The following is a 21,293-nucleotide window of genomic DNA, read 5'->3' as shown; positions in this document are numbered from 1 at the left end:
GAAGAACCGTAAACCGCAATCCTTTCTGCCTCTTGCGCCTGGAGAGCGGCGAAGGCAAACTCCCGGCCAGATTGTGTTTCCGCCCCTGCGAGGACCTATGGCCAACAAACAGTCCCGGTTTCTGATCGACACCTATTTCGCTGCCTTCAATGCCGGCGATACCAAGAAAATGGAAAGTCTGGTTGCCGACGACCTGATCCATGACGTCAATCAGGGTGAGCGCCGTGTCGGCAAGGACAAGTTCTGGTCCTTCAACGTTCACATGACGCGCTGCTACAAGGAGCGCCTCAGCGATATCGTGCTGTTCGTCAATGACGACGGCACGCGGGCAGCGGCCGAGTTCATTGTTCACGGCAGCTATATCGGCACCGACAGCGGGCTGCCGCCCGCAAACGGTCAGACCTACAAGCTGCCGGCAGGCAGCTTCTTCGAGATCCGCGACGGCCAGATCGCCCGCATCACCACCTATTACAACCTTCAGGACTGGATCGACCAGGTGACGGAAGGCGCGGGGGAAAAGGTGCCGGAAGAAGCCTGAGCCAAAACCCCGTTTCTGCGTCAGCAGAGCCGGACAGGCAAAATTCATTTGATCAATCAGCTCTCCGTGGTCATCCGCGGGGAGCTTTTTGTTTCTGAGAAGGGCGATTTCCTCGTTGATTGTCGTACACACGCAACCGTGAAGTTCATTTCATTGACGATAATTAATAGACCGGTCTATTTCTAATTTGACGAGAGCTGCAGACGACAGGCCGCACCAGCGGGACTGGTGGTGCCAGAAAGTTTCGGACGAAAGGATATCCCTTGGCCAGAACGCGCAATGAAGCCGCTTACGAGACAGCGAAAACCCGTCTTCTGGATGTCGGCATGACGCTCATTCGGGAGAACAGTTTCGACGGTATCGGGATCAATGACGTGTTGCGCGAAAGCGGCGTCCCGAAGGGGTCCTTCTACCATTACTTCGACACCAAGGAGGACTTCGGGCTCGAGGTAGCGCGTCATTACCACCGGGATCAGCTCGCTTTTGCAAAGGCCTGCCTTTCGGACCGCAAACGCTCGCCGGTGGAACGTCTGGAAGCATTTTTCTCCGGTGCCCGGGAAGGGATGAAAGACCGCGGCTACGCCCAGGGGTGCCTGATGTGCAACCTGTCGACGGAGCTGGCTGACCAGAAACCGGTCTTTCAGGCAGAGCTCGACAGCCATTGGAAGGCGCTGACGGGCGAACTGGAGATCTGCCTGCGGGAAACGGACTTGTCGCGGATCGGACTGTCTCATCTGTCCCCGGCACAGGCTGCCGACTGGCTCATGAATTCGTGGAGCGGCGCGCTGACAAGAATGAAGGCAAGCCGCAGCGACGAACCCCTGGCGCTGTTCATGCGCACAATCTTCAAGAAAGAAGGGAAATGAAAATGACCACCCAAAAGACAATCCTGATTACCGGTGCAAGCCGGGGCATCGGGTTTCTGACCGCCCAGAGACTCGTGCAGGAAGGCCATGTCGTTTATGCCGGCATGCGGGATCTGAACGGCAGAAACGCGGAAGCGGCCAAGGCGCTCAAGCTTTTTGCCGAAGGTCTTCCGGGCAAGCTTGTTCCCGTCAACGTGGATGTGGCTGACGAGAAAGGTGTCGAACAGACAGTCGCGGCGATCGAGGCCGAGCGGCCGATAGACGTCCTGGTCAACAACGCAGGCGTCATGCCTGTTGGTCTGACGGAAGGCTTCACCATGGAGCAGGCAAAGGATCTGTTCGACGTCAACGTCTATGGTGTCATGCATTTGACGCGGGCCGTGCTGCCGGCGATGCGGGCGCGGAAGTCCGGTCTCGTGATCAGTCTCAGTTCGGTTGCAGGCCGGTTCGGCATGCCTTTCTTCGGCCTTTACTGCGCCAGCAAGTGGGCGATGGAGGCTTACTGCGAGTCGTTGCATTACGAGCTGGAGCCGTTCGGGGTCGAGTCCGTGCTGGTTGAACCGAGTGGCCATGGCACTGACCTGGTGACCTCCGCTCCGGCGCCAGGCGATGCAGCGCGGGTCAGTCAATACGGCGACTACTCGAAAGGACGCGACCGTTTGCTTGGCATGTTCCAGGGCATGTTCGATCAGGGTGAAGCCATCACCGATGCGGGCAACGTCGCAACCAAGATCCTTGAGCTGATTGCAATGGACGGGCAGCGGCCGATCCGCACGCAAGTCGGGCAGGACATGGGTGTTACCGCCATGAACGAAGCGACTGCGCCGATCCAGGCGCAACTGGTGAGCGGATTGAAGCCAGTCTATCTGGGGGCCGCATCGTGAGCAGAAATGCCCTGATTGTCGGCGCCGGGTCGGGCCTCAGTGCCTCGCTGGCGCGGACGTTCGCCCGGGAAGGTTATGCGGTTGCTCTGGCCGCCAGAACCCCCGCAAAGCTGGAGGGGCTTTGCTCCGAGACTGGTGCGAAAGCCCATGCCTGCGATGCTGCCGATGCAGCCAGTGTGGCGCGCCTGTTCCAAGACCTCGACGATGCGGGAGCAACACCGGATATTGTCGTCTACAATGCCAGTGGCCGTGTACGCGGACCGGTTGCCGAGCTCAATCTCGAGGACGTGCATGCCGCGCTGGATGTGACCGCCTTCGGTGCGCTGGCCGTCGCTCATGAAGCGGCAAAGCGGATGGTGCCGAAGGGTGAGGGCGTGATGCTGTTTACCGGTGCTTCCGCCGGCATCAAGGGCTTCCCGCAGTCTGCACCCTTTGCCATGGGCAAATTCGCGCTGCGCGGTTTATGCCAATCGCTTGCCCGGGAATTGTCGCCGCAGAACATCCACGTGGTTCATTTCGTTATCGACGGGGTGATCTACAATCCGGATCGCGGTGCACCGTATGATGACCCGGACAAGACCCTCCACCCTGATGCGATCGCACGGGCCTATCTGGAAATCTCGCGCCAGGACAAAAGCGCGTGGACATCCGAACTTGAGCTGCGGCCGAGCGTGGAAAGGTTCTGACGAAAAGGTCTAATCGAGAAACTGGAACAATAACCGGCGCGACAATTGCCGCGCCGGTATTGCTTTGAACGCTTATTCGGCAGCGTCCGCACGGGCGCCGAAGTGCCGGGCGAGCTCGTTGGCAAGATCGGTTCTCTCCCAGCCGAAGCCGCCGTCTTCTTCCGGTGCGCGGCCAAAGTGGCCGTAAGCTGCGGTGCGGGCGTAGATCGGTTTCGACAGGCCGAGCCGCTCGCGGATGCCGCGCGGTGTCAGGCGCACCATCTCGCGCAAAGTCTTGCCAAGGGCGACTTCATCCACCTTGCCGGTTCCCTGCGTGTCGACATAAACGGCGACCGGCTCCGGCATTCCGATGGCATAGGCGAGCTGGATCAGGCATTTGTCGGCAAGGCCGGCGGCCACCACGTTCTTGGCGAGATAGCGCGAGGCATAGGCCGCTGAGCGGTCGACCTTGGTCGGATCCTTGCCGGAAAAGGCGCCGCCGCCATGAGGAGCTGCACCGCCATAGGTGTCGACGATGATCTTGCGGCCGGTGAGGCCGGCGTCACCATCCGGTCCGCCAATCACGAAGCGGCCCGTCGGGTTGATGTAGATCCGGTTGTCGGGAACGGACCAACCGACGGGCAGGGCGTGCAGGATGAACGGCAGAACGGCTTCGCGCACTTCTTCCTGGCTGACGTTTTCGCCGTGCTGGGTGGAAACGACCACAGCGTCGATGCCGGTCGGGCGTCCGTTTTCATAGCGCAGTGTCACCTGGCTCTTGGAATCTGGACCAAGGCGTGGTTCGCGGCCGGATTTGCGGGCCTCGGCCATGGTGCGCAGGATCTTGTGCGACAGCAGGATCGGCGCAGGCATCAGCTCTTCGGTCTCGTTGCAGGCGTAGCCGAACATGATGCCCTGGTCGCCGGCACCTTCCTCGCCCTTGTCGCCTTCGTCCACGCCCATGGCGATGTCCGCCGACTGGCGGTGCAGACGGTTGACCACCTCCAGCGTTTTCCAGTGGAAGCCATCCTGCTCGTAGCCGATGTCGCGGACCGCTTCACGCACGAGGCTTTCGACCGTGTCCAGGACCTGGTCGGGGCCGCGAACTTCGCCGGCAATGGTAACGTGATTGGTGGTGGTCAGCGTTTCGCAGGCAACGCGGGCGTCAGGGTCCTGTTCCAGGAAGGCGTCCAGAATGGTGTCGGATATACGGTCACAGACCTTGTCCGGGTGTCCTTCGGAAACGGATTCACTGGTGAATAGCCAGGATCTTTGCGTCATTGCGCGCTCCTTGTCGTTTTGGAAAGGATAGTCCTGCCCGGGGCGGTGTATGGCGCCCGGGCAGGAGATCGGGAAGGAAGGGGATCAGGCGGGCTTGCGGAAAAGCTGGATGCCCCAGGCGAGCTGCCCGGCGTCCGCAGCGTTGACCCAGTTCATGAGGCCGAGCGCCATCTTGTCGAGATAGTCTGCGGAAGCACCTTCGCTGCGAAGTTTGTCATAGTTGGCGAGCAGCTCTTCACGCACACGGAAATAGTGATTGCGCAGCTGCTGTGTCATGTCCCGCTGCTCGACGGTTTCAAAGCCGAGGGCTTCGGCCGTCTCGCGGTAGAACCGCATCGATCCCAGGCTGTTAAGCTGCAGGCGGTCATAAACCGGCTGCAGGGCCTTCGGATCGGCATCGTCTGCCTGCATCGGATCGGTGAAGATGAAATAGCCGCCCGGCTTGAGCACCCGGTAGACTTCCTGAAGCACCTTGTGGCGTTGATCGGAGTGCAGGATTGCATCCTGGCTCCAGACGATTTCGAAGCTTTCCGGCTCTTCCGGGATGTCCTCGAAGACGCCGTGTTCGACGCGGATCCTGTCCTTGAAACCCTGCTGGATATTGCGGTGCCGGTTGGTGTCGTTCTGGACATCGGAGATGTTCAGGCAAACCGCGCTGCAGCCGCTGGCCTTCACCAGCTTGCGCATCGCGCCGCCATAGCCGGAGCCAATGTCGAGAACCTTTGCGTCGGCACCGAGATTGGGCAGCATGCCGGCCATCTCGTCGATGGTCAGATCCGAAGCTTCGCGAATGTTGCTGGTGGTGTCATAGAGACCGATGTGCAGGTCCTGACCACCCCAGACAAGGCTGTAGAAAGTGTCGGCGTCGTCACTGTCGTAGTAGCTTTCAGCAACCTCGCGGATGTCCTTGGAACCATCCTCGGGCCGTGCTCCGCCCCAGCGAACCAGATGCAGGCTGGATTTTTCGGCGATGTGGATAAAAAAATCCGGATCGTTTTCCGCAAAGGTTTCCTGAAAATCGCCGTAGGTGCGAACCCGCTCGAAGCCTGCTTCCGACAGGAGGCGGCGCATGTAGTTCTTGCGGATGGGACACATGTTGAGCGTGTACTCGGCACCATCGGGAAAGCTGTATTTGAACCGGGCGAGGCCATCGTCCATGTGGACCGGTTCAGCCTTCACCTTCTTGCCGGCGTAGTAGTATTTGTGCTTGTTCGAAAAGCCATGGTCGAGCATCGCATCGTAGTTGCGCTGATCGATGATCAGGATGCCGTCATGTTTGAGTGCGGCATAGAATTCGGCAAGTGCCCGGCGGCGGTCCAGTTCGTCGTGCAGGTGCGTGAAGGAATTGCCGAGACAGATGATGGCGTCATATTTGCCCTGGATGTCCCGGTTGAGCCAGCGCCAGTCGGCCTGAACCGTCTTCAGGATCATGCCGCGCTTCTGGCCGTTCTGGAAGGCCTTCGCCAGCATGGCGGCGGAGCCGTCAGCCGATGTGACGTTGAAACCGGCGCGGGTCAGTCGCACCGAATGGAAGCCCGTCCCGGTGGCGACATCAAGAACTGTTTCCTTGCCGCGAGCGCGCAGCACGTCCATGAAGAACTGTCCTTCGCTGTCTGCACGTGCGTCCCAGTCGATCAACTCGTCCCACTTTTCCACGAAAGACATGATGTATTCGCCGCGATAGAGATCGGTCTCCCGGTCTGCAATCGGATCCTGGCCATAAGCCTGCTCGTCCAGTTGCAATTCGGCATTGGTGGCCAGCTGTTCAGCCTGCATGGATAGCGTCTCCTTTTTGAGGTCGAGCGATGCCGCACGGATCTGGCCGTAGCGCGCACGCGCTCATGCACCGCCCGGAAGTCGGGCAGCGAGCGTCGGAATTGTTCTGTTTCAAGCCCGGCAGGTGGTGCGAAGGTGCACTGGACGGAATTTACCCAACCCCTTGCGCGAAGGGTCGGATGCCGGACTTTTCTGGAAGGCGCACAAGGCAGCTAAAGGGTAGCTGCAGATGCGAAAGGTGGGCTGTCTGGTGCCCGGTCCATCCGCTGGAGAAGCGGCGCGCGCCTTTCAGTCATTGGGTGCCGGGACCTTAACAAACACCGGGTTCAATACAACCGCCGTTGCCGAGAAAATCGGGCCTGGGCCGAAATCGTTACTGTAAGACGCTGTTATATAAAGCGTATTTTTTTGTAAAACTTTTCTGACATGTACTCAGACAGCACACCTCAGGCGTGCTGCCTTTCTTTTTCTGCCGGCTTCAGGCGCCTTCGTAGTCCGGCATGCGTCGCTCGATCCAGGCAGTGAGGCCTTCGTGTACGTCCCGTGTTGCCGCCATGCGTGCGAACTGCTCCTGTTCGATCCGCAGGCCTTCGGCAATGGTTGTGTTGAGCCCGCGTGTGACGGCACTCAGGATCCTGGAGGCTGCCAGTGGAGAGTGACGCAGGATGCGTTTTGCGAGAGCGAAGGCGGCTTCCAGTTCGCTGCCGTCGGCAACCACCTGATTGACCAGACCAAGTTCAAAAGCTCTCGCCGCAGAAAAACTGTCCCCGGTCAAAAGCAGTTCAAGTGCGCGCTTGCGGCCCGCCAGACGCGGCAGGCGCTGGGTGCCACCAAAGGTCGGCGGAATGCCGATATTGATTTCAGGTTTGGCGAAGAGTGCACTTTCGCAGGCGACCGCGAGGTGAACCGCCTCGGTGATCTCGCAGCCACCGCCATAGGCCAGGCCGTTGACCGCCGCGATAACCGGTTTGGGATAGTCTTCCAGGCGTGTGGTCATTCGCTGCCCCCGCTGGCAGAAGTCGCGCATCGCGACCTCCACTCCGTCTGAAATGCTGCATGAAAACTCGTGAATGTCGCCGCCTGCCGAAAAAGCGCGCCGGCCTGCGCCGGTGATGACGACTGCATGAATGCTGTCGTTGGGCTCCAGCTCGTCCAGATGAGCCAGCAGCAGGTCATTCGTGGCGTAGTCGAGCGCGTTCAATTTCTCCGGCCGGTTGATTGTCAGGAGGGCGATCGGTCCGTGGCGGTCCAGAAGCACGGTAGCGGTCATGGGATGTGTCCTTGGTCTGATGTCGATAGGGGGACGCTAGCGGTGACGCGCATTGATGTATATTCACTGGTGAGTATACTAATCTGATGACCAAGCCTGCCGAGACAGCCCGAGAGCGGATCCTCACCGCCGCCAACAAGCTCTTCTATGCGGAGGGTATCCGCGCCGTCAGCCTGGATACGATCGCAGAGAAGGCAGGCATCACCAAGAAGACGGTCTACTACCACTTCAAGAGCAAGGACGATCTGATCGAAGCCTACCTGGCGTCCCGCGATCAGCCCAACCTCAATCAGTTCCGAAAATGGTTTGGCGAGGCCGAAGGCCAATTGCCGCACAAGGTGCAGGCGATCTTCCGCCAGATCGCAGTCTCCGCACGGCACCCGAAGTGGAAAGGTTGCGGGTTTCTGCGCACGGCAGCGGAACTGGCCAACATGCCAGGGCATCCGGCGATGAAGGTCGGGGCCGGACACAAAAAGAAATTCGAGGCGTGGATGGCGGAAGAATTCGAAGCCGCGTGCCTTGAGTGCGCGCCGGACCTTGCAAGGCATATCGTTCTGCTGCTGGACGGGGCGTTTTCAACCATCCTGGTTCATCGCGATCCTGCTTATGCGGACGCGGCGGGAGAAGCCGCGCGGGCACTGGTGGCATCGGCGATGACCAGTTAGCACACCTGATGGTTGGCACTTGACGCCATAATGCTTGCACTGCGTCTCTTGCTGAGACGACCGTTTTCCGGTCCGGTTCTGATCAAGGCAGGCTCTGATCCGGGAGAGTTCCCGACCGGGAGAAGGCTGACCTAGAAGAATTCCGGATTTCGGGCGACGATCTGATCAACCTGTTTCAGTGTGCCGGACAGATGCTCGCGGACGGCAGTTTCCGTCGCCGTTTCATCGCTTGCCTCGATCCCGGCCAGGATCAGCGCATGATATCTCAAGATGCTCGCGGGTTTGCCGGGATCCGGCAGATTGAGGTTGCGCAGACGGTCGATATGGCCGGAGCGCGACGCCACGAGCTGACACAGGCTGGCAAGACCGACCGCCTTGAACAGGGACAGGTGAAACCGTTTGTCGAAGGTGGCAAAGAGGCCTAGGTCGCCCTCGGCATGCGCCGTTTCCTGCAGCCTGAGGATCTGGCGGGCAGGGGCGATGGACGATTTGTCTTCCTGTCTGGCGAGAGTGCGTGTCACTTCAAGTTCCAGAGACAGACGCAGGAACTGGGTTTCGCGGGCGTGGTCGACGTCAATCTTCGAGACTTCGGTCTTGGACTGCGGATAGATGGTCAGCAATCCTTCTTCTTCAAGCTTCATCATCGCATCGCGCACAGGGGTCTGGCTGACGCCATAATGGGTGGCAAGGTCCGTCCGCGGCAGGCTGAGCCCGGGTGTGAGCTCAAGCGAAATGATCCGCGCGCGAAGTGATTCCTGGATTTGCTGACTGACGGAGATCCTTCTGATCCGTTCGCCACTGCCGGTGTCTGCCGCCCTATTCGGGTCATCCAGCAGTTGAGCCAGTTCAACCGTCATCGCTGATCCTCTCGTTCGAATGCACGATTCTTCTCAGGCGAAGATAGAACAGACTTGCATAAAATGCACTAATATATTAATGCATCAGATAGCGGGAGGAGGAGCTCCCCGCGCAATCGAGTGGAGGACACCATGAAATTCACCGCCGCTGCCCTGGCAGCTTCGGTCTCAGTCATCGCAACAATGGCGCAGGCCGAGACCTTCAGCATTCAGACCTCATTCAATGCAGGGGACTTTTCCACCCAGTACCTCACGGAAACCTGGCTGCCGAAAATCAAGGAGATGACCGACGGTCGTGTCGAGATCCTGTTGACGCCGAACGGGTCCGTGGTGCCGGCAAGGGAAACACCCGATGCCGTCGCTGCCGGCGTATTGGACGGTGACTTCACGTCCGTGAACTATTTTGCGGGCCGCGAGCCGGCCTATGCCATCATGGGTGATCTCATTTCCGGGTATGATACACCGCAGCAGATGATCGGCTTCTGCAAGGATGGCGGCGGCGAAGCCGTGATGCAGAAAGCCGCCGACGCCGTAACCGGCGGTGAAGTGCAGGTCGTTGCCTGCGGACCCTATTCCCGCGAAGCGCTGCCTGCCCGCGTTCCGATCCGCACGTTCGAAGATCTGGCCGGCAAGAAGATCCGCTCTCCGGAAGGCCTGGCCGCGGCGGTTTTCCAGGCAGCCGGTGCGTCGCCGGTCTCCATTCCGTTCTCTGAAGTTTATGGGGCGCTGGAAAAAGGCATCGTCGATGCGGCCGATGCCTCGGCCTATGTCAACAACGATGCGACCGGTCTGCATGACGTCGCGCCGTATCCGCTTTATCCCGGCATTCACTCCATGCCGTCGATGCAGTTCACCATCAACAAGGCAAAGTGGGATGCGCTGAGCGCGGAAGACCAGAAAGCCCTGCGCGACTGGTGGTATGACGCCATGTTTGCGATGGCGGCTGAAGTCGACAAGAAGGACAAGGAACTCGCCGCCAGAGACAGTGAGGGCGAGAAGATCGAAGTGATCGACTGGGCCCAGGAAGATCGCGACCAACTGCGTGAGATCGCCCGCAAGGAGTGGGAGACCTATGCTCAGAAGTCCGACCTTGCGAAGGAAGCGCTGGACGCGAACATCTCCTACATGACCGAAATCGGTCTCTTCAAAAACTGAAATCCGACTTAGCGGCGCGTGTCCTTGCTCTCCTTGCGGCGAGATGAGGGCACGCAGCGTTCTTGCCAAAGTTCCAGGCCAGGCACAGGCTTGAACACCGACGCCGGTGTCCTGCCCGGTTTTTCGTGCCCCTTGTTGTCTTCATTCAGGGAGAGATGATGAAACGCCTATTCGCGCGCTATGCCGACATCATGGACCGTGTCAGCGTGTTCATCGGCCATGGTTGCTCCGTGCTGTTTTTCGCCTGCATCGCGGTTTCCGCGCTTGAGGTGGTGATGCGCTACGGTTTCGACAGGCCAACGGTCTGGTCGACGGAACTTGCCATGACGCTCTGTGCCTCGGCCTGGGTGCTGGCTGTAGGATATGTCACCCAGCGGCATCGGCATATCTCCATCACCATGATCGAAACGCTGGTCAGCCCGCGTGTCTGGCATGTCATGCGCCTGTTGCAGATGCTGATCGCGGCAGGCGCGGTGGTCGTCCTGACCATGGCCCTGTGGGACCCGATGCTGAAGGTGCTGAAGCGCACCGAGCATTCCGGCACCGCACTCAATTCGATCCAGCCGACCTATCTGAAAATCCTGCTCGTCGTCGGCTGTGTCCTCTACATCCTCCAGCTTGTGGCAAACATCATTCGCTGGTGCCAGCGCACCGAAGGGGGGATCGCCGGTGGGCATTGAAATCATTACCCTTCTGATCGTCGTCGCGCTGCTGGCGCTGATGGCGCTGGGTGTACCGCTCGGCATCACCACGCTGACAGTCTCATTGGCAACCGCGATCCTCTATTTCGGGGAGCGCGCCGGCTTCTTCATCGTGGCCGCCAATGTCGGCGAGGTTCTGCACAAATACGAGCTGATCGCCGTTCCGTTCTTTGTCTTCATGGCCAACGTCCTCGAACGATCGGGGATCGCACAGTCGCTGTTCGACAGCATGGCGATCCTGGGCGGGCGCTTCCGCGGTTCGGTGGCGGTGCAGACCTGTGTCGTCGCGGTGGTGCTGGCGGCAATGTCCGGGATCATGGGGGGCGAGATCGTCATGCTTGGCCTGATCGCTCTGCCCCAGATGCTGAGGCTGGGCTATGACCGCAAGCTGTCCATCGGCATCATCTGTGCAGCCGGTGCATTGGCAACGCTGATCCCGCCGTCGGTGGTGCTGATCGTCTACGGCCTTGCCGCCCAGGTGTCTATCACCAAGCTCTTCGCCGCGTCCGCTGTGCCGGGCCTGATCCTCGCCAGCCTGTTCATCATCTACATTCTGATCCGGGTCCGGCTCAATCCGGCACTGGCACCGATCTACGATATTCCCGAAACCGGACTGCCTTTGTTCCAGCGCGTCAAGTTTCTGAAAGGAGTGGTGTTGCCGGGGCTTCTGATCGGCGCTGTGCTCGGGGTCATTTATTCCGGCATCGCCACCGTCACGGAGGCCGCCGCGGTGGGCGCCGTGGGAGCCCTCGTGGTTGCTGCCATCCGCAACGAGCTGACCTGGAAGATGGCCCGCGATGCCATGCGCCAGACTGTGCTGACCGTCGGGTCCATCATATGGCTGGTGCTGGGTGCCGTTTCGCTGATCGGCATCTACAACCGGATCGGTGGCGGCGAGTTCCTGCGCGGCCTGCTGACATCCCTAGACATCGCGCCGATCCTTGTGATCGTCGTCATGATGCTGATCGTGATGGTGCTCGGCACCTTCCTGGAATGGATTGCGATCATCTTCATCACCGTGCCGATCTTTGCGCCGGTGGTGGTGGATCTCGGGTTCGATCCTGTCTGGTTCGGAGTGCTCTTCGCCATGAATATCCAGATCTACTACCTGTCGCCGCCTTTCGGCCCGGCCTGTTTCTTCCTGAAATCGGTAGCGCCAAAAGACATCCAGTTGCAGGAGATCTTCGCCGCCGTGCTGCCGTTCATCGCGTTGCAGGCTGTGGGGCTGTTCCTGGTGTTGTTCTTCCCCGACCTTGCCCTGTGGCTACCGAACCTGCTGGATTGAGGAGGCTGAGATGAAAATAACCGACAAGGATCTCACCCGACAGGATGAGGACATCGCACCGGGAGACTTCGCGGACGAAGAACGCCGCGACGATAGGTTCGGCAACTGGCCGGAAGCCGCCGGCCTTGTCTTCACCCTCATCGTCATCTGGCTGACCTTTGCCTTCACCGGATAAAATCATGACGCACAAAGCCCCAAAAGACTTACGATCCGCGCGCTGGTTCGCCCCCGACGATCTGCGCAGCTTCGGTCATCGCTCACGGATGATGCAGCTCGGCTATTCGGAAGAAGACTTCCGCGACAAGCCTGTCATCGGTGTGCTCAACACCTGGTCCGAGCTCAACACCTGCCATGCTCATTTCAAGGAGCGGGTGCAGGATGTGAAGCGCGGGGTATTCCAGGCGGGAGGTTTTCCCGTCGAGATGCCGTCGCTTTCGGTCGACGAAAGCTTCACCAAGCCGACCTCGATGCTCTACCGCAACATGCTGGCCATGGAGACGGAAGAGATGATCCGCTCGCATCCGCTGGATGGCGTGGTGCTGATGGGCGGCTGCGACAAGACCACGCCGGGTCTCGTCATGGGCGCGATTTCAGCAGGTGTTCCGATGGTCTATCTGCCGGCAGGCCCGATGTTGCGCGGCAATTATGCCGGCAAGATCCTGGGGTCTGGTTCGGATGCCTGGAAATACTGGGACGAGCGCCGGGCGGGCAACATTTCCGACGAGGAGTGGCTTGGCATCCAGGGGGGCATTGCCCGTTCCGCCGGTACCTGCATGACCATGGGGACTGCCTCGACCATGACGGCGATCGCCGATGCGATGGGGCTCACCTTGCCGGGTGCGTCGTCCATTCCGGCGGTCGATGCTGGCCATCAACGCATGGGGGCAGATTGCGGCCGGCGCATCGTAGAGATGGTCTGGGAAGAGCTGACGCCGGACCGGATCATCACGGACGCCGCCTGTCGGAACGCCGCGGTCGTTGCCATGGCCACCGGCTGTTCCACCAACGCGGTCGTTCATCTTATTGCCATGGCGCGCAGGGCCGGGGTTGATCTGTCGCTCGACGATCTGGATGCCCTGGGCCGGGTGACGCCGCTGATCGCCAATGTGCGTCCCTCCGGCAAGGACTACCTGATGGAGGATTTCTTCTATGCAGGCGGCCTGCGCGCGCTGATGAAGCAGATCGAGGACCGGCTCGATCTTTCCGCCCTGACCATCACCGGCAAGACGCTGGGTGAGAACCTGGAAGGAGCGACCGTCTATAACGACGACGTCATCCGTCCGCTGTCCAATCCGGTCTACCAGGAAGGATCGCTCGCCGTTCTGCGCGGGAACCTGTGTCCGGACGGGGCCGTCATCAAACCGGCAGCCTGCGACCCGAAGTTCCATTATCACGAGGGACCGGCGCTGGTCTTCGACAGCTATCCGGAGATGAAGGCAGCGATTGACGACGAGAACCTCGACGTCACGCCGGACCATGTTCTGGTGCTGCGCAATGCCGGGCCCCAGGGCGGGCCGGGGTTTCCAGAATGGGGCATGCTGCCGATCCCCAAAGCGCTGATCAAACAGGGACACCGCGACATGCTGCGGATCTCAGATGCGCGCATGTCCGGCACGTCCTATGGCGCCTGCGTGCTTCATGTGGCGCCGGAAAGCTATGTCGGTGGGCCATTGGCGCTTTTGAAGACGGGCGACACTGTGCGCCTCGATCTGGCAAACCGCCGCCTCGACATGGTGGTCGACGAAGCCGAACTGACGACCCGCAAGGCCGCCTGGCAAGCGCCTGTGTCCCGATACGAGCGCGGCTACGGCTATCTCTTCCAACGCCACGTCACCCAGGCCGACAAGGGCTGCGACTTCGACTTCCTGCAATCCGATTTCGGCCGCACCGCCGGTGAACCCGATATCTTCTGAGGACATCATGAGCGACTACATTCTTTCCGACGACACCCGTGCAAAGCTGAAAAAAGTGTCGACCGCCTCGGTCGCAACAGCTCTCTACAAGCGCGGCCTGCGCAACCAGTTCATCCAGGGCGTGGTTCCCGTCGCTCCGAAGGACGAGAACATGGTCGGCCAGGCTTTCACGCTGCGCTATATCCCAGCGCGAGAGGATCGTAATCCGATCACTGTTTTCCGCAATCCCGATCATCCGCAACGGGTTGCCATGGAAACCTGCCCGCCGGGCCATGTTCTGGTGATGGATGCCCGCAAGGATGCCCGTGCCGCGACGGCAGGCTCCATCCTGATCACGCGGCTGGCGCTGCGCGGCGCCGCCGGGGTCGTCTCCGACGGCGGTTTCCGGGATGCGGAAGGCATCGGCGCACTGGACATGCCCGCCTATTACGCCAAGCCGTCAGCCCCCACCAACCTGACCTTGCATGAAGCGCTCGACATTAACGTGCCGATCTCCTGCGGCGATGCCCCTGTATTTCCCGGGGATGTCCTGGTCGGCGACAAGGACGGCGTCATGGTGATCCCGGCGCATCTGGCTGATGAGCTGGCGGATGAATGCACCGGCATGGAGAGCTTCGAAGACTTCGTGCTGGAGGAGGTTCAGGCCGGAACGCCGATCATCGGCCTCTATCCGCCGACGAAGGAAGAAAACCAGCAGAAATACGAGGCGTGGCGGCAGAAAAACGGTCGCTGAGCCTCCAGACCTCAAAAGAGGGGCGTTGAGCGAAGTCACTTTTCTGGTGAGTTCGCTCAACGCACGAGCTTGTCCACGAGGTCGATGACTTCGTCGACCGCCTTGTCTATCACCGGTCGCCCGTCATCATATTCGTAGCGGGCTCCCAGATACTTCTCCGGTGTCGCATAAACGAATTTTCGGCCGCGTCGGGTCTTTTCGATCATTCCCATCTCGACCAGCTTTGACAGCTTGCGGGTGGCGGAGGTCATTGAGATACCGACATTTTTCGCAACGTACTCAAGGTCGCATTCCTGTTCCTTGTAGTCAGCGAGATAGACAGCTTCCCGCACATGCATCTCGGCCAGCGTCAGGCCGGGAGAAATATCCATCAGGATCCGTGTGATGGTCGCATGGAGATGCACCAGCAGCCTGGCGCGCAGAAGCCGGCGCTCGTCGACCTTGTTGGTCGTTTGCAACTTGACGAAATTGCGCATGTTTTTCCCCTGAGCCTCACCAATCTGGCGAGTTCAAATCCTACAGGCTTTTTTTGAGCTTGCGAAATCGTCCACCGACGATATTCCGGGCGCCGCACATCAGGAGAGGCAGCGCCACACGCGTCCCTTACCGTGATCCCGGCCGCCTGACCGCTCATACGGGGCGCGTCTGCTCTCCCACCTTGTTTCCGCCGCTTGTCCGAACCGGCCGCTCCCACTGCTGGCCGGTTAGAGCGTCGGAAATGCGCCCGGTACGAGCATCGTCAACGGTTGCGGGAAACTGCGGGTCGATGTTTCGTGCCGGGCGTTATTTTATGGAAAATCAGCGTGCCGGCATGCCCTTCGCGCGGAAGTGACGTTTCTGGGCAGCGATGCGGAACTGGGCGTTGGCTGCGCCATAGCCCCTGTAGCCGCCGCGGCGTTCGACGATCTCGAAGAAGAAGCCTTCGCCATAGGTGGGGCTGTAGAGCTGGAAGTATTCACCGCTTCCGTCCCGGTCATAGAGAATGCCCGAGCTTTTCAGGTCGTTGAGGAAGTCTTCCTCGAGCCCGAACCGGGCGTCCAGATCGTCGTAGTAGTTCGGTGAGATCACCAGCGGCGTAAAGCCATTGGCTTTCAGCGCCTTCACTGTCTTGAAGATGTCCGCGGTTTCGAATGCGATATGTTGCACACCCGATCCGAAACCTTCCGAGATGAAATGCCCGGCAAGTGTCTTGCGGTTTTCTGCCCCGTTGAGCGTGATCCGCAGGCTGCCGTCGTCGTTCTCGATGACCTGGCTGCGGACAAGGCCGGCGGGGTCGATCACGTCCACCATGGCGGTCTTTTCTGTGTCGAAGATCGAGCGATAGAACAGCAGCCAGGTGAGCATCTCGTCGTAGTTCATGGTCTCGGCGAGGTGGTCGATGCGGGTCAGGCCTGCGTCACGCTTCCTGCCGCTGCCAGCGCCACTGTCCGCAACGGCCTCGAACTCGATTTCCCAGACCCGCGACAAGTCTTTGCTGTCGTCGACGAAGTGAATGACGCTGCCGCCAAGGGCGCGGATTGCCGGGATTTCAAGCTCACCAGGGCCGACCGGTTGCTCGAAGGTCCTTGCGCCAAGTGTTTCGGCGCGGGCAACAGTGGCAGCCGCATCGGCCACCTTCAGGCCAATGTCGCAGACGTTGGTGCCGTGGGAGATATAGGACGCGTAAGCGAAGCCGTGTGGATCGGTGTTGAGGACGATGTTGATGCCGCCCTGACGCCAGAGCTCGACCTCCTTGGAAACATGCTTGCCCGCCTTGTGGAAGCCGAGTGTCGTGAGCATGGCGGCCAGATCGTTGCCTTCCTTGCGGTCGGCTGCGAATTCCACAAACTCGATACCGGCGACCGGTACCCGGTCTGGCATGTCCGGGACGGGGATCTTGATACCGGGTTCGGTCCGCCGGACCTGATCCATCAGGTAGGGAAGCGAGCGGTAGCCATCGACGGCAATCGACTTCGGCGAGCCGCCGCGGAACTGGTCGTTGAAGATCTCCAGTGACAGCACGCCGTCATATCCCGTTGCAGCCACGGCCCGCATGAAGCCGGTCACGTCCAGATCGCCTTCGCCGGGCATGTTGCGGAAATGGCGGCTCCAGTAAAGCAGGTCCATGTTGAAATTCGGCGCGTCGGCGAGCTGGACGAAGAAGATCTTGTCGCCCGGAATGGCCCGGATGGTGTCCGGGTCGGTCTTGCGTGCCAGGGTATGGAAAGAATCCAGGATCAGGCCCACATTGGCATGGTCCGCCCTTCTGACGATTTCCCAGGCATCGCGGTGATCGTTGACGAACCGGCCCCAGGCGAGGGCCTCGTAGCCGATGCGGATACCGCTTTTGGCGGCAAGGTCGCCAAGTTCCGCGAGATCGTCAGCGGCGCGATCGATGCCGCCAAGCGCGATGGGGGAGACGTTGGAGCAGATCAGCACGAGGTCCGCGCCCATGTCCTGCATCAGTTCGAACTTGCGTTCTGCGCGGGCAAAGGTTCGGGTGCGCTGGGGTTCCGGCATGCCTTCAAAGTCGCGGAAGGGCTGAAACAGCGAGATCTCCAGTCCATGATCGCGAACCATCTGGCCGACGTCCTTCGGGCTGCGGTCGAAGGCCAGGAAGTCGTTTTCGAAGATTTCGACACCATCGAAGCCTGCAGCCGCGATTGCACTGAGCTTTTCGGCAAGGTCGCCTGCGATGGAGACGGTGGCGATGGCGGTTTTCATGGTGACTTTCCGTGGGTTCAGTAGCCCATCACGCGGGGCAGCCAGATGACCGTTTCCGGCACAAAGGTGAGGAGCAGCAGCACCAGCACCTCGACGAAGAAGAACGGCAGGATGGCCATGGTCAGCCGTGCCATTCCCACCTGGGCGATACCCTCGGCCACAAAGAGACAGAGGCCGAGTGGTGGAGTGATCAGGCCGATCATCAGGTTGAAGATGACAAGGATGCCGAAATGGACCGGATCGACCCCCATGCCGACGGCGATCGGGTGCAGGATTGGCACCAGAACCAGCATGGCGGCGATGCCTTCCAGAAACAGGCCGACGAAAAGGAACAAGAGAATGGTGGCGATCAGGAACGTGGTCTTGCTGTCCACGTTCAACAGCACCCAGTCGGTCAGCATGTTCGGGACGCGATTGTAGGTCAGCAGCCAGTTCGCGGCGGAGACCGCGGCAATGATGATCAGGATGACCGCGCTGTCGCGCATGGCTTCGCTGAAGAGACGCGGCAGGGCAGATAGCTTGATGTTGCGATAGACGAAGATGCCGAGGAAGAGCGCATAGGCGACGGCGAAGCTGGCGGCTTCCGTCGGGGTGACGACGCCGAGCAGGATGGAGCCGACAACAAACACCGGCATCAGCAGTGGCAGGATGCCGCCGAGAAGCGCCTTGCTGGACGGTTCTGCCGTCAGGCCCACCGCCTGGTCGCCATGATCCACCTTCACGGTCAGCATCACGAAGACGGACAGGAAGACAGCCAACAGGATGCCGGGAACGATGCCGGCGAGAAACAGGGCCGGAACGGAAACACCGGAGACAATCAGAGCATAGATGATGACTGGAATGGACGGTGGAATGATCGGGCCGATGACGGAGGAGGCTGCGGTGAGCGCTGCCGCAAAGGAGCGGGAATAGCCATGCTTTTCCATCTCCGGGATGAACACCCGGCCAATGGCGGATGTGTCGGCAACGGCGGACCCGGACAGGCCGGCAAAGATCACTGAAGCCCAGATGTTGACGAGAGCCAGACCGGCTCGCATCCGTCCGACCAGGACATTGGCGAAGGCGATGATGCGGCTGGTGATGCCGCTTTCGTTCATGACCTCGCCTGCCAGTACGAACAGCGGAATGGCAAGCAGGGGAAAGGAGTTCATTCCCTTGAACATTTCCGTTGCGACCACGCGCAGGGAATAGGGCGCTTCGCCGAAGCCCATGAACACCAGCAAGGCTGCAATGATCGCAAGAGCGATTGGAACGCCGGTGGCGAGGCCGATGAGAAGGATTGCGTAGATCATGCCTGCACCGCCTTGATGGCCGAGATGCGTTCGACGAACTTGAGAGCGGCCGCCACGGCCAGCAACGCTCCACCGATAGCGATCGCATATTGCCAGGTACCGACCTTGGCGACCCAGACCAGCGCGTCGATGCCGGTTGTTTCCGCGAGCCAGTTGCCTGCCGATTTCAGGCCCGAAGCATCCAGATTACCCCGGCGAACCGCAAAGGCGTGCCCTGAAACGGCGAGCGCGACGCCGGTCGCAAAGCTGACAAGATCGACGGCGGCAAAGAGCTTTTCCCGCACCGAGGGGGAGAGGAAATCGGTCAGCACCGTGAAGCGGATGTGTCTGTCTTGCAGATAGGCAAGCGCGAGACCGAACATGACGCCATAGATGGTCAGATAGATCGGCAGTTCCTCGCCCCAGGAAACCGACTGGCCCACGGTGTAGCGTCGAAGGGAATTGACGAAGATGATGGCGAAGACGAGGGCCATCGACAGGCCGGCTCCGAGCGCAAACAGGCGCCGGGCAAATTCGTTGACCGTTTTCATGTTCCAGGTCCTGCTTGTTCAGCTTTTGGCTATTCAACTGACTTTGATTGAACAGCCAAAAGCCGATCGTTTCCAACATTCCAGACCCCGGGCGGCGAACCGCCCGGGGTCTTGACCGGTTTACTGGCTTGCGGAAGCAACAGATTCCTGCAGGCGGTCGATCCAGACCGCATCTTCACCCAGTTCGCTGCGCAGATATTCAACCACGGCCGGCTGGGCCTTTTCGGCAAAAGCCGCGATTTCGTCAGCGGTTGGAGAATAGACCTGCATGCCTTCGGCCTGAACCTTGTTGACGCCTTCAGCCGTGCTCCACTGCTGGATGGAACGACCCATGTTGCCGGCAATCCGCGCCGCGCGGGCGACCACGGCCTGCTGGGCCGGTGTGAGCGACTGGAAGAACTCGTCAGAGATCAGGATGAAGTCAGCGGCATAGACGTGGCCGTCAAGGGTCATGTATTTCTGCAGTTTGTGCAGGCCGTTGTTGTAGATCACGCCGACCGGGTTTTCCTGACCGTCAACAACGCCGGTGGACAGCGCATTGGGCAGTTCAGTCCAGGCAATCGGTGTCGGTTCGCCGCCGAGGCCTTTCACCATTTCCACATAGAGCGGAATTGGCTGCACACGGAATTTCAGACCTTCCATATCCGCAGGCGTCCGGATTTCGCGGGTCCCGTTGGTGAAGTTCCGGAAGCCGGTTTCACCGTAAGCCAGCGTGCGCAGGCCGGTCTGTGCAAGGCAGTGTTCGGCAAGTGCATCACCGAAGTCACCATCCAGCACGTCCCAGGCTATGGTTGCCGAGGAGAAGGTGTAGGGAATGTCCAGAACGGACGCGGCCGGGCAGGCCTTGGACATGGCACCGGAAACCAGAACCACCTGGGTCAGGTTGTCCTGAGCCTGGGCGACAAGTTCGTCTTCGTTGCCCAGCGCACCGGCCGGGAACAGTTCCACCGTCAGGTCGGTTTCACCTTCGACGATGTTCTTGAAGATATGAGCGGCCGCGCCTTTCTTTGAGGCGGTCCATTCGTCCGGGTCGACGTGCGCCAGACGAATTGTCTGGGCCTGGGCCGCGGCGGCGAGACCGACTGTGAGTAGGGCAGTTGCTGCCAGAGATGAAAATTTGAAACGCATGACTTCCTCCCGTTTGCGTAACATTTTCGAAAAAACACCTTTTTCGCTTCCCTGATGATTGGAAAGCGGCAGGGGCTAAGCTTCCGCGGTTTCCCGCGGCAGTTCATCGAAGGCGTCGAACGCCGCCTTCATCCGGACCGGATCGGCAGGCCGACCGGTAAAGAGTTCAAAGGCCCGTACTGCCTGGAATACCGCCATGCCGGACCCGGGCAACACCCGGCAGCCGAGCTTCCGGGCTCCTGCCAGCAATTCCGTTTCCAGCGGGAAATAGACAATGTCGGCGACCCACATCTCCGGCTTGAGCAGTTGGAGCGGGAACGGTGTTCCCGGGGTCTTGGCCATGCCGACGGGGCTTGCGTTGACGATCCCGGACAGATCGGCGCAGCTTGCTGCATCGAGGGCGGCGACCGGTTCAACGGTCAGCCCCTGACGATTGGACCGAACTTGCCGGGCAAGCTGCTCCACGCGCGCAGTATCGAGATCGAAAATCTTCAGGTGCTCGACACCGCAATCCGCCAGCGCATGGGCAACGGCAACGCCGGCCCCGCCGGCTCCGATGAGAAGAACCGTCTTCAGGGACACGCCGATCATGTTCTGTCGAAAACTCTCGGCAAAGCCCCAGAGGTCGGTGTTGTGGCCAAGCCGCTTTCCGTGCCGGAACACAATGGTGTTGACCGAACCGATGGCCGCCGCGTTGGGCGATAGCTGGTCAAGCAGGGGGATCACTTCCATCTTGAACGGGTAGGTCACATTGAGACCGTTGAAACCGGTCACTTCGGCCGCTTGCACAATCGTTTTGATGTTCTGTTCGTCCGTGGGAAGCATATCGACATCGATAATGCGGTAGACGCCGCGCAGGTTCTGCGCCGCCGCTTCCGCCATATGCATTTCCGGCGTTCTGGAGCTGGCAATCCCCCGTCCGATCAGACCGGCCAGCACAATGTTGCTTTCTGCTTCCACCCAGGTTCCTCCCGGAAACCTCATTTTGGCTGCCCCGTTTTCGGGGTCTGTCAGGTTGGAGATCGTATTTCCTGATGCTCAAATTGTACTA

The 21,293-nt window shown here is 60.2% G+C and carries 21 protein-coding genes; 11 read left to right on the top strand and 10 right to left on the bottom strand.

Annotated features, from left to right (window positions below):
- Positions 1-97 precede the first annotated feature (97 nt).
- The 4 genes from ACYQ54_RS05885 to ACYQ54_RS05870 all read left to right on the top strand — a co-directional run bounded on the left by ACYQ54_RS05885 (position 98) and on the right by ACYQ54_RS05870 (position 2,974).
- Positions 98-538 carry a ketosteroid isomerase-related protein gene (locus ACYQ54_RS05885; RefSeq protein WP_460080206.1) on the top strand — a complete coding sequence of 147 codons (441 nt, stop codon included), beginning with the start codon at positions 98-100 and terminating at the stop codon, positions 536-538.
- 263 nt (positions 539-801) lie between these two features.
- Positions 802-1,404 carry a TetR/AcrR family transcriptional regulator gene (locus ACYQ54_RS05880; protein ID WP_460080204.1) on the top strand — a complete coding sequence of 201 codons (603 nt, stop codon included), beginning with the start codon at positions 802-804 and terminating at the stop codon, positions 1,402-1,404.
- A gap of 2 nt (positions 1,405-1,406) precedes the next feature.
- A complete protein-coding gene (locus tag ACYQ54_RS05875) occupies positions 1,407-2,288 on the top strand; it encodes an SDR family oxidoreductase (RefSeq protein ID WP_460080202.1) in 882 nt (293 codons plus the stop codon).
- The gene (locus ACYQ54_RS05870) at positions 2,285-2,974 is read left to right on the top strand and encodes an SDR family NAD(P)-dependent oxidoreductase (RefSeq protein WP_460080200.1); all 690 of its coding nucleotides are present in this window, start codon (positions 2,285-2,287) and stop codon (positions 2,972-2,974) included. The genes ACYQ54_RS05875 and ACYQ54_RS05870 overlap by 4 nt, the downstream gene beginning before the upstream one ends.
- Before the next feature lie 72 nt (positions 2,975-3,046).
- Here ACYQ54_RS05870 and metK read toward each other — a convergent pair whose 3' ends face one another.
- The 3 genes from metK to ACYQ54_RS05855 all read right to left on the bottom strand — a co-directional run bounded on the left by metK (position 3,047) and on the right by ACYQ54_RS05855 (position 7,280).
- Positions 3,047-4,234 (bottom strand): methionine adenosyltransferase, encoded by a 1,188-nt coding sequence (gene metK, locus ACYQ54_RS05865; protein ID WP_460080199.1) that lies wholly within the window; start codon positions 4,232-4,234, stop codon positions 3,047-3,049.
- 84 nt (positions 4,235-4,318) lie between these two features.
- Positions 4,319-6,010, bottom strand: coding sequence for a glycine/sarcosine N-methyltransferase (locus tag ACYQ54_RS05860; protein ID WP_460080197.1), 1,692 nt, complete (start codon positions 6,008-6,010; stop codon positions 4,319-4,321).
- A 478-nt stretch (positions 6,011-6,488) separates the two neighbouring features.
- Positions 6,489-7,280, bottom strand: a complete 792-nt coding sequence (locus ACYQ54_RS05855; RefSeq protein ID WP_460080195.1) for a crotonase/enoyl-CoA hydratase family protein — start codon at positions 7,278-7,280, stop codon at positions 6,489-6,491.
- 86 nt (positions 7,281-7,366) lie between these two features.
- On the opposite strand from ACYQ54_RS05855, the gene ACYQ54_RS05850 reads away from it, so the two are divergent.
- Entirely contained in the window at positions 7,367-7,945 is a 579-nt protein-coding gene (locus tag ACYQ54_RS05850) for a TetR/AcrR family transcriptional regulator (protein ID WP_460080193.1), read from the top strand.
- A 131-nt stretch (positions 7,946-8,076) separates the two neighbouring features.
- Here the strand turns inward: ACYQ54_RS05850 and ACYQ54_RS05845 are convergent, their stop codons facing one another.
- A complete protein-coding gene (locus ACYQ54_RS05845; protein WP_460080191.1) occupies positions 8,077-8,802 on the bottom strand; it encodes a GntR family transcriptional regulator in 726 nt (241 codons plus the stop codon).
- A gap of 132 nt (positions 8,803-8,934) precedes the next feature.
- Here ACYQ54_RS05845 and dctP (ACYQ54_RS05840) point away from each other — a divergent pair, with 132 nt between their 5' ends.
- From dctP (ACYQ54_RS05840) to ACYQ54_RS05815, 6 genes are all read left to right on the top strand, one after another.
- Positions 8,935-9,957: a TRAP transporter substrate-binding protein DctP gene (gene dctP, locus ACYQ54_RS05840; protein WP_460080190.1), complete on the top strand. Its 1,023-nt coding sequence runs from the start codon at positions 8,935-8,937 to the stop codon at positions 9,955-9,957.
- 158 nt (positions 9,958-10,115) lie between these two features.
- The gene (locus tag ACYQ54_RS05835) at positions 10,116-10,637 is read left to right on the top strand and encodes a TRAP transporter small permease subunit (RefSeq protein ID WP_460080188.1); all 522 of its coding nucleotides are present in this window, start codon (positions 10,116-10,118) and stop codon (positions 10,635-10,637) included.
- The gene (locus tag ACYQ54_RS05830) at positions 10,627-11,943 is read left to right on the top strand and encodes a TRAP transporter large permease (protein WP_460080185.1); all 1,317 of its coding nucleotides are present in this window, start codon (positions 10,627-10,629) and stop codon (positions 11,941-11,943) included. The genes ACYQ54_RS05835 and ACYQ54_RS05830 overlap by 11 nt, the downstream gene beginning before the upstream one ends.
- 10 nt (positions 11,944-11,953) lie before the next feature.
- Positions 11,954-12,118: a hypothetical protein gene (locus tag ACYQ54_RS05825; RefSeq protein WP_460080184.1), complete on the top strand. Its 165-nt coding sequence runs from the start codon at positions 11,954-11,956 to the stop codon at positions 12,116-12,118.
- A gap of 4 nt (positions 12,119-12,122) precedes the next feature.
- Positions 12,123-13,856 carry an L-arabinonate dehydratase gene (gene araD, locus ACYQ54_RS05820; protein ID WP_460080182.1) on the top strand — a complete coding sequence of 578 codons (1,734 nt, stop codon included), beginning with the start codon at positions 12,123-12,125 and terminating at the stop codon, positions 13,854-13,856.
- Positions 13,857-13,863: 7 nt separating this feature from the next.
- Entirely contained in the window at positions 13,864-14,589 is a 726-nt protein-coding gene (locus tag ACYQ54_RS05815) for a ribonuclease activity regulator RraA (RefSeq protein WP_460080180.1), read from the top strand.
- Positions 14,590-14,645: 56 nt separating this feature from the next.
- Here ACYQ54_RS05815 and ACYQ54_RS05810 read toward each other — a convergent pair whose 3' ends face one another.
- The 6 genes from ACYQ54_RS05810 to ACYQ54_RS05785 all read right to left on the bottom strand — a co-directional run bounded on the left by ACYQ54_RS05810 (position 14,646) and on the right by ACYQ54_RS05785 (position 21,202).
- Positions 14,646-15,065, bottom strand: coding sequence for a hypothetical protein (locus tag ACYQ54_RS05810; protein WP_460080178.1), 420 nt, complete (start codon positions 15,063-15,065; stop codon positions 14,646-14,648).
- A gap of 322 nt (positions 15,066-15,387) precedes the next feature.
- Complete coding sequence (locus tag ACYQ54_RS05805) at positions 15,388-17,292, bottom strand: bifunctional sugar phosphate isomerase/epimerase/4-hydroxyphenylpyruvate dioxygenase family protein (RefSeq protein WP_460080176.1); 1,905 nt, start codon at positions 17,290-17,292, stop codon at positions 15,388-15,390.
- Positions 17,293-17,309: 17 nt separating this feature from the next.
- On the bottom strand, positions 17,310-18,584 hold the full coding sequence (locus ACYQ54_RS05800) for a TRAP transporter large permease (protein WP_460080174.1): 1,275 nt from the start codon (positions 18,582-18,584) through the stop codon (positions 17,310-17,312).
- The gene (locus ACYQ54_RS05795; protein ID WP_460080172.1) at positions 18,581-19,114 is read right to left on the bottom strand and encodes a TRAP transporter small permease; all 534 of its coding nucleotides are present in this window, start codon (positions 19,112-19,114) and stop codon (positions 18,581-18,583) included. The genes ACYQ54_RS05800 and ACYQ54_RS05795 overlap by 4 nt, the downstream gene beginning before the upstream one ends.
- A 120-nt stretch (positions 19,115-19,234) precedes the next feature.
- A complete protein-coding gene (gene dctP, locus ACYQ54_RS05790) occupies positions 19,235-20,242 on the bottom strand; it encodes a TRAP transporter substrate-binding protein DctP (RefSeq protein WP_460080169.1) in 1,008 nt (335 codons plus the stop codon).
- 75 nt (positions 20,243-20,317) lie between these two features.
- Entirely contained in the window at positions 20,318-21,202 is an 885-nt protein-coding gene (locus ACYQ54_RS05785) for a shikimate dehydrogenase (protein WP_460080168.1), read from the bottom strand.
- Between the last annotated feature and the right edge of the window lie 91 nt (positions 21,203-21,293).

It is taken from the genome of Roseibium sp. LAB1, assembly GCF_054658235.1.
Note: the sequence above shows the minus strand (reverse complement) of the source record. Positions and strands in the feature narration are given on the sequence as shown.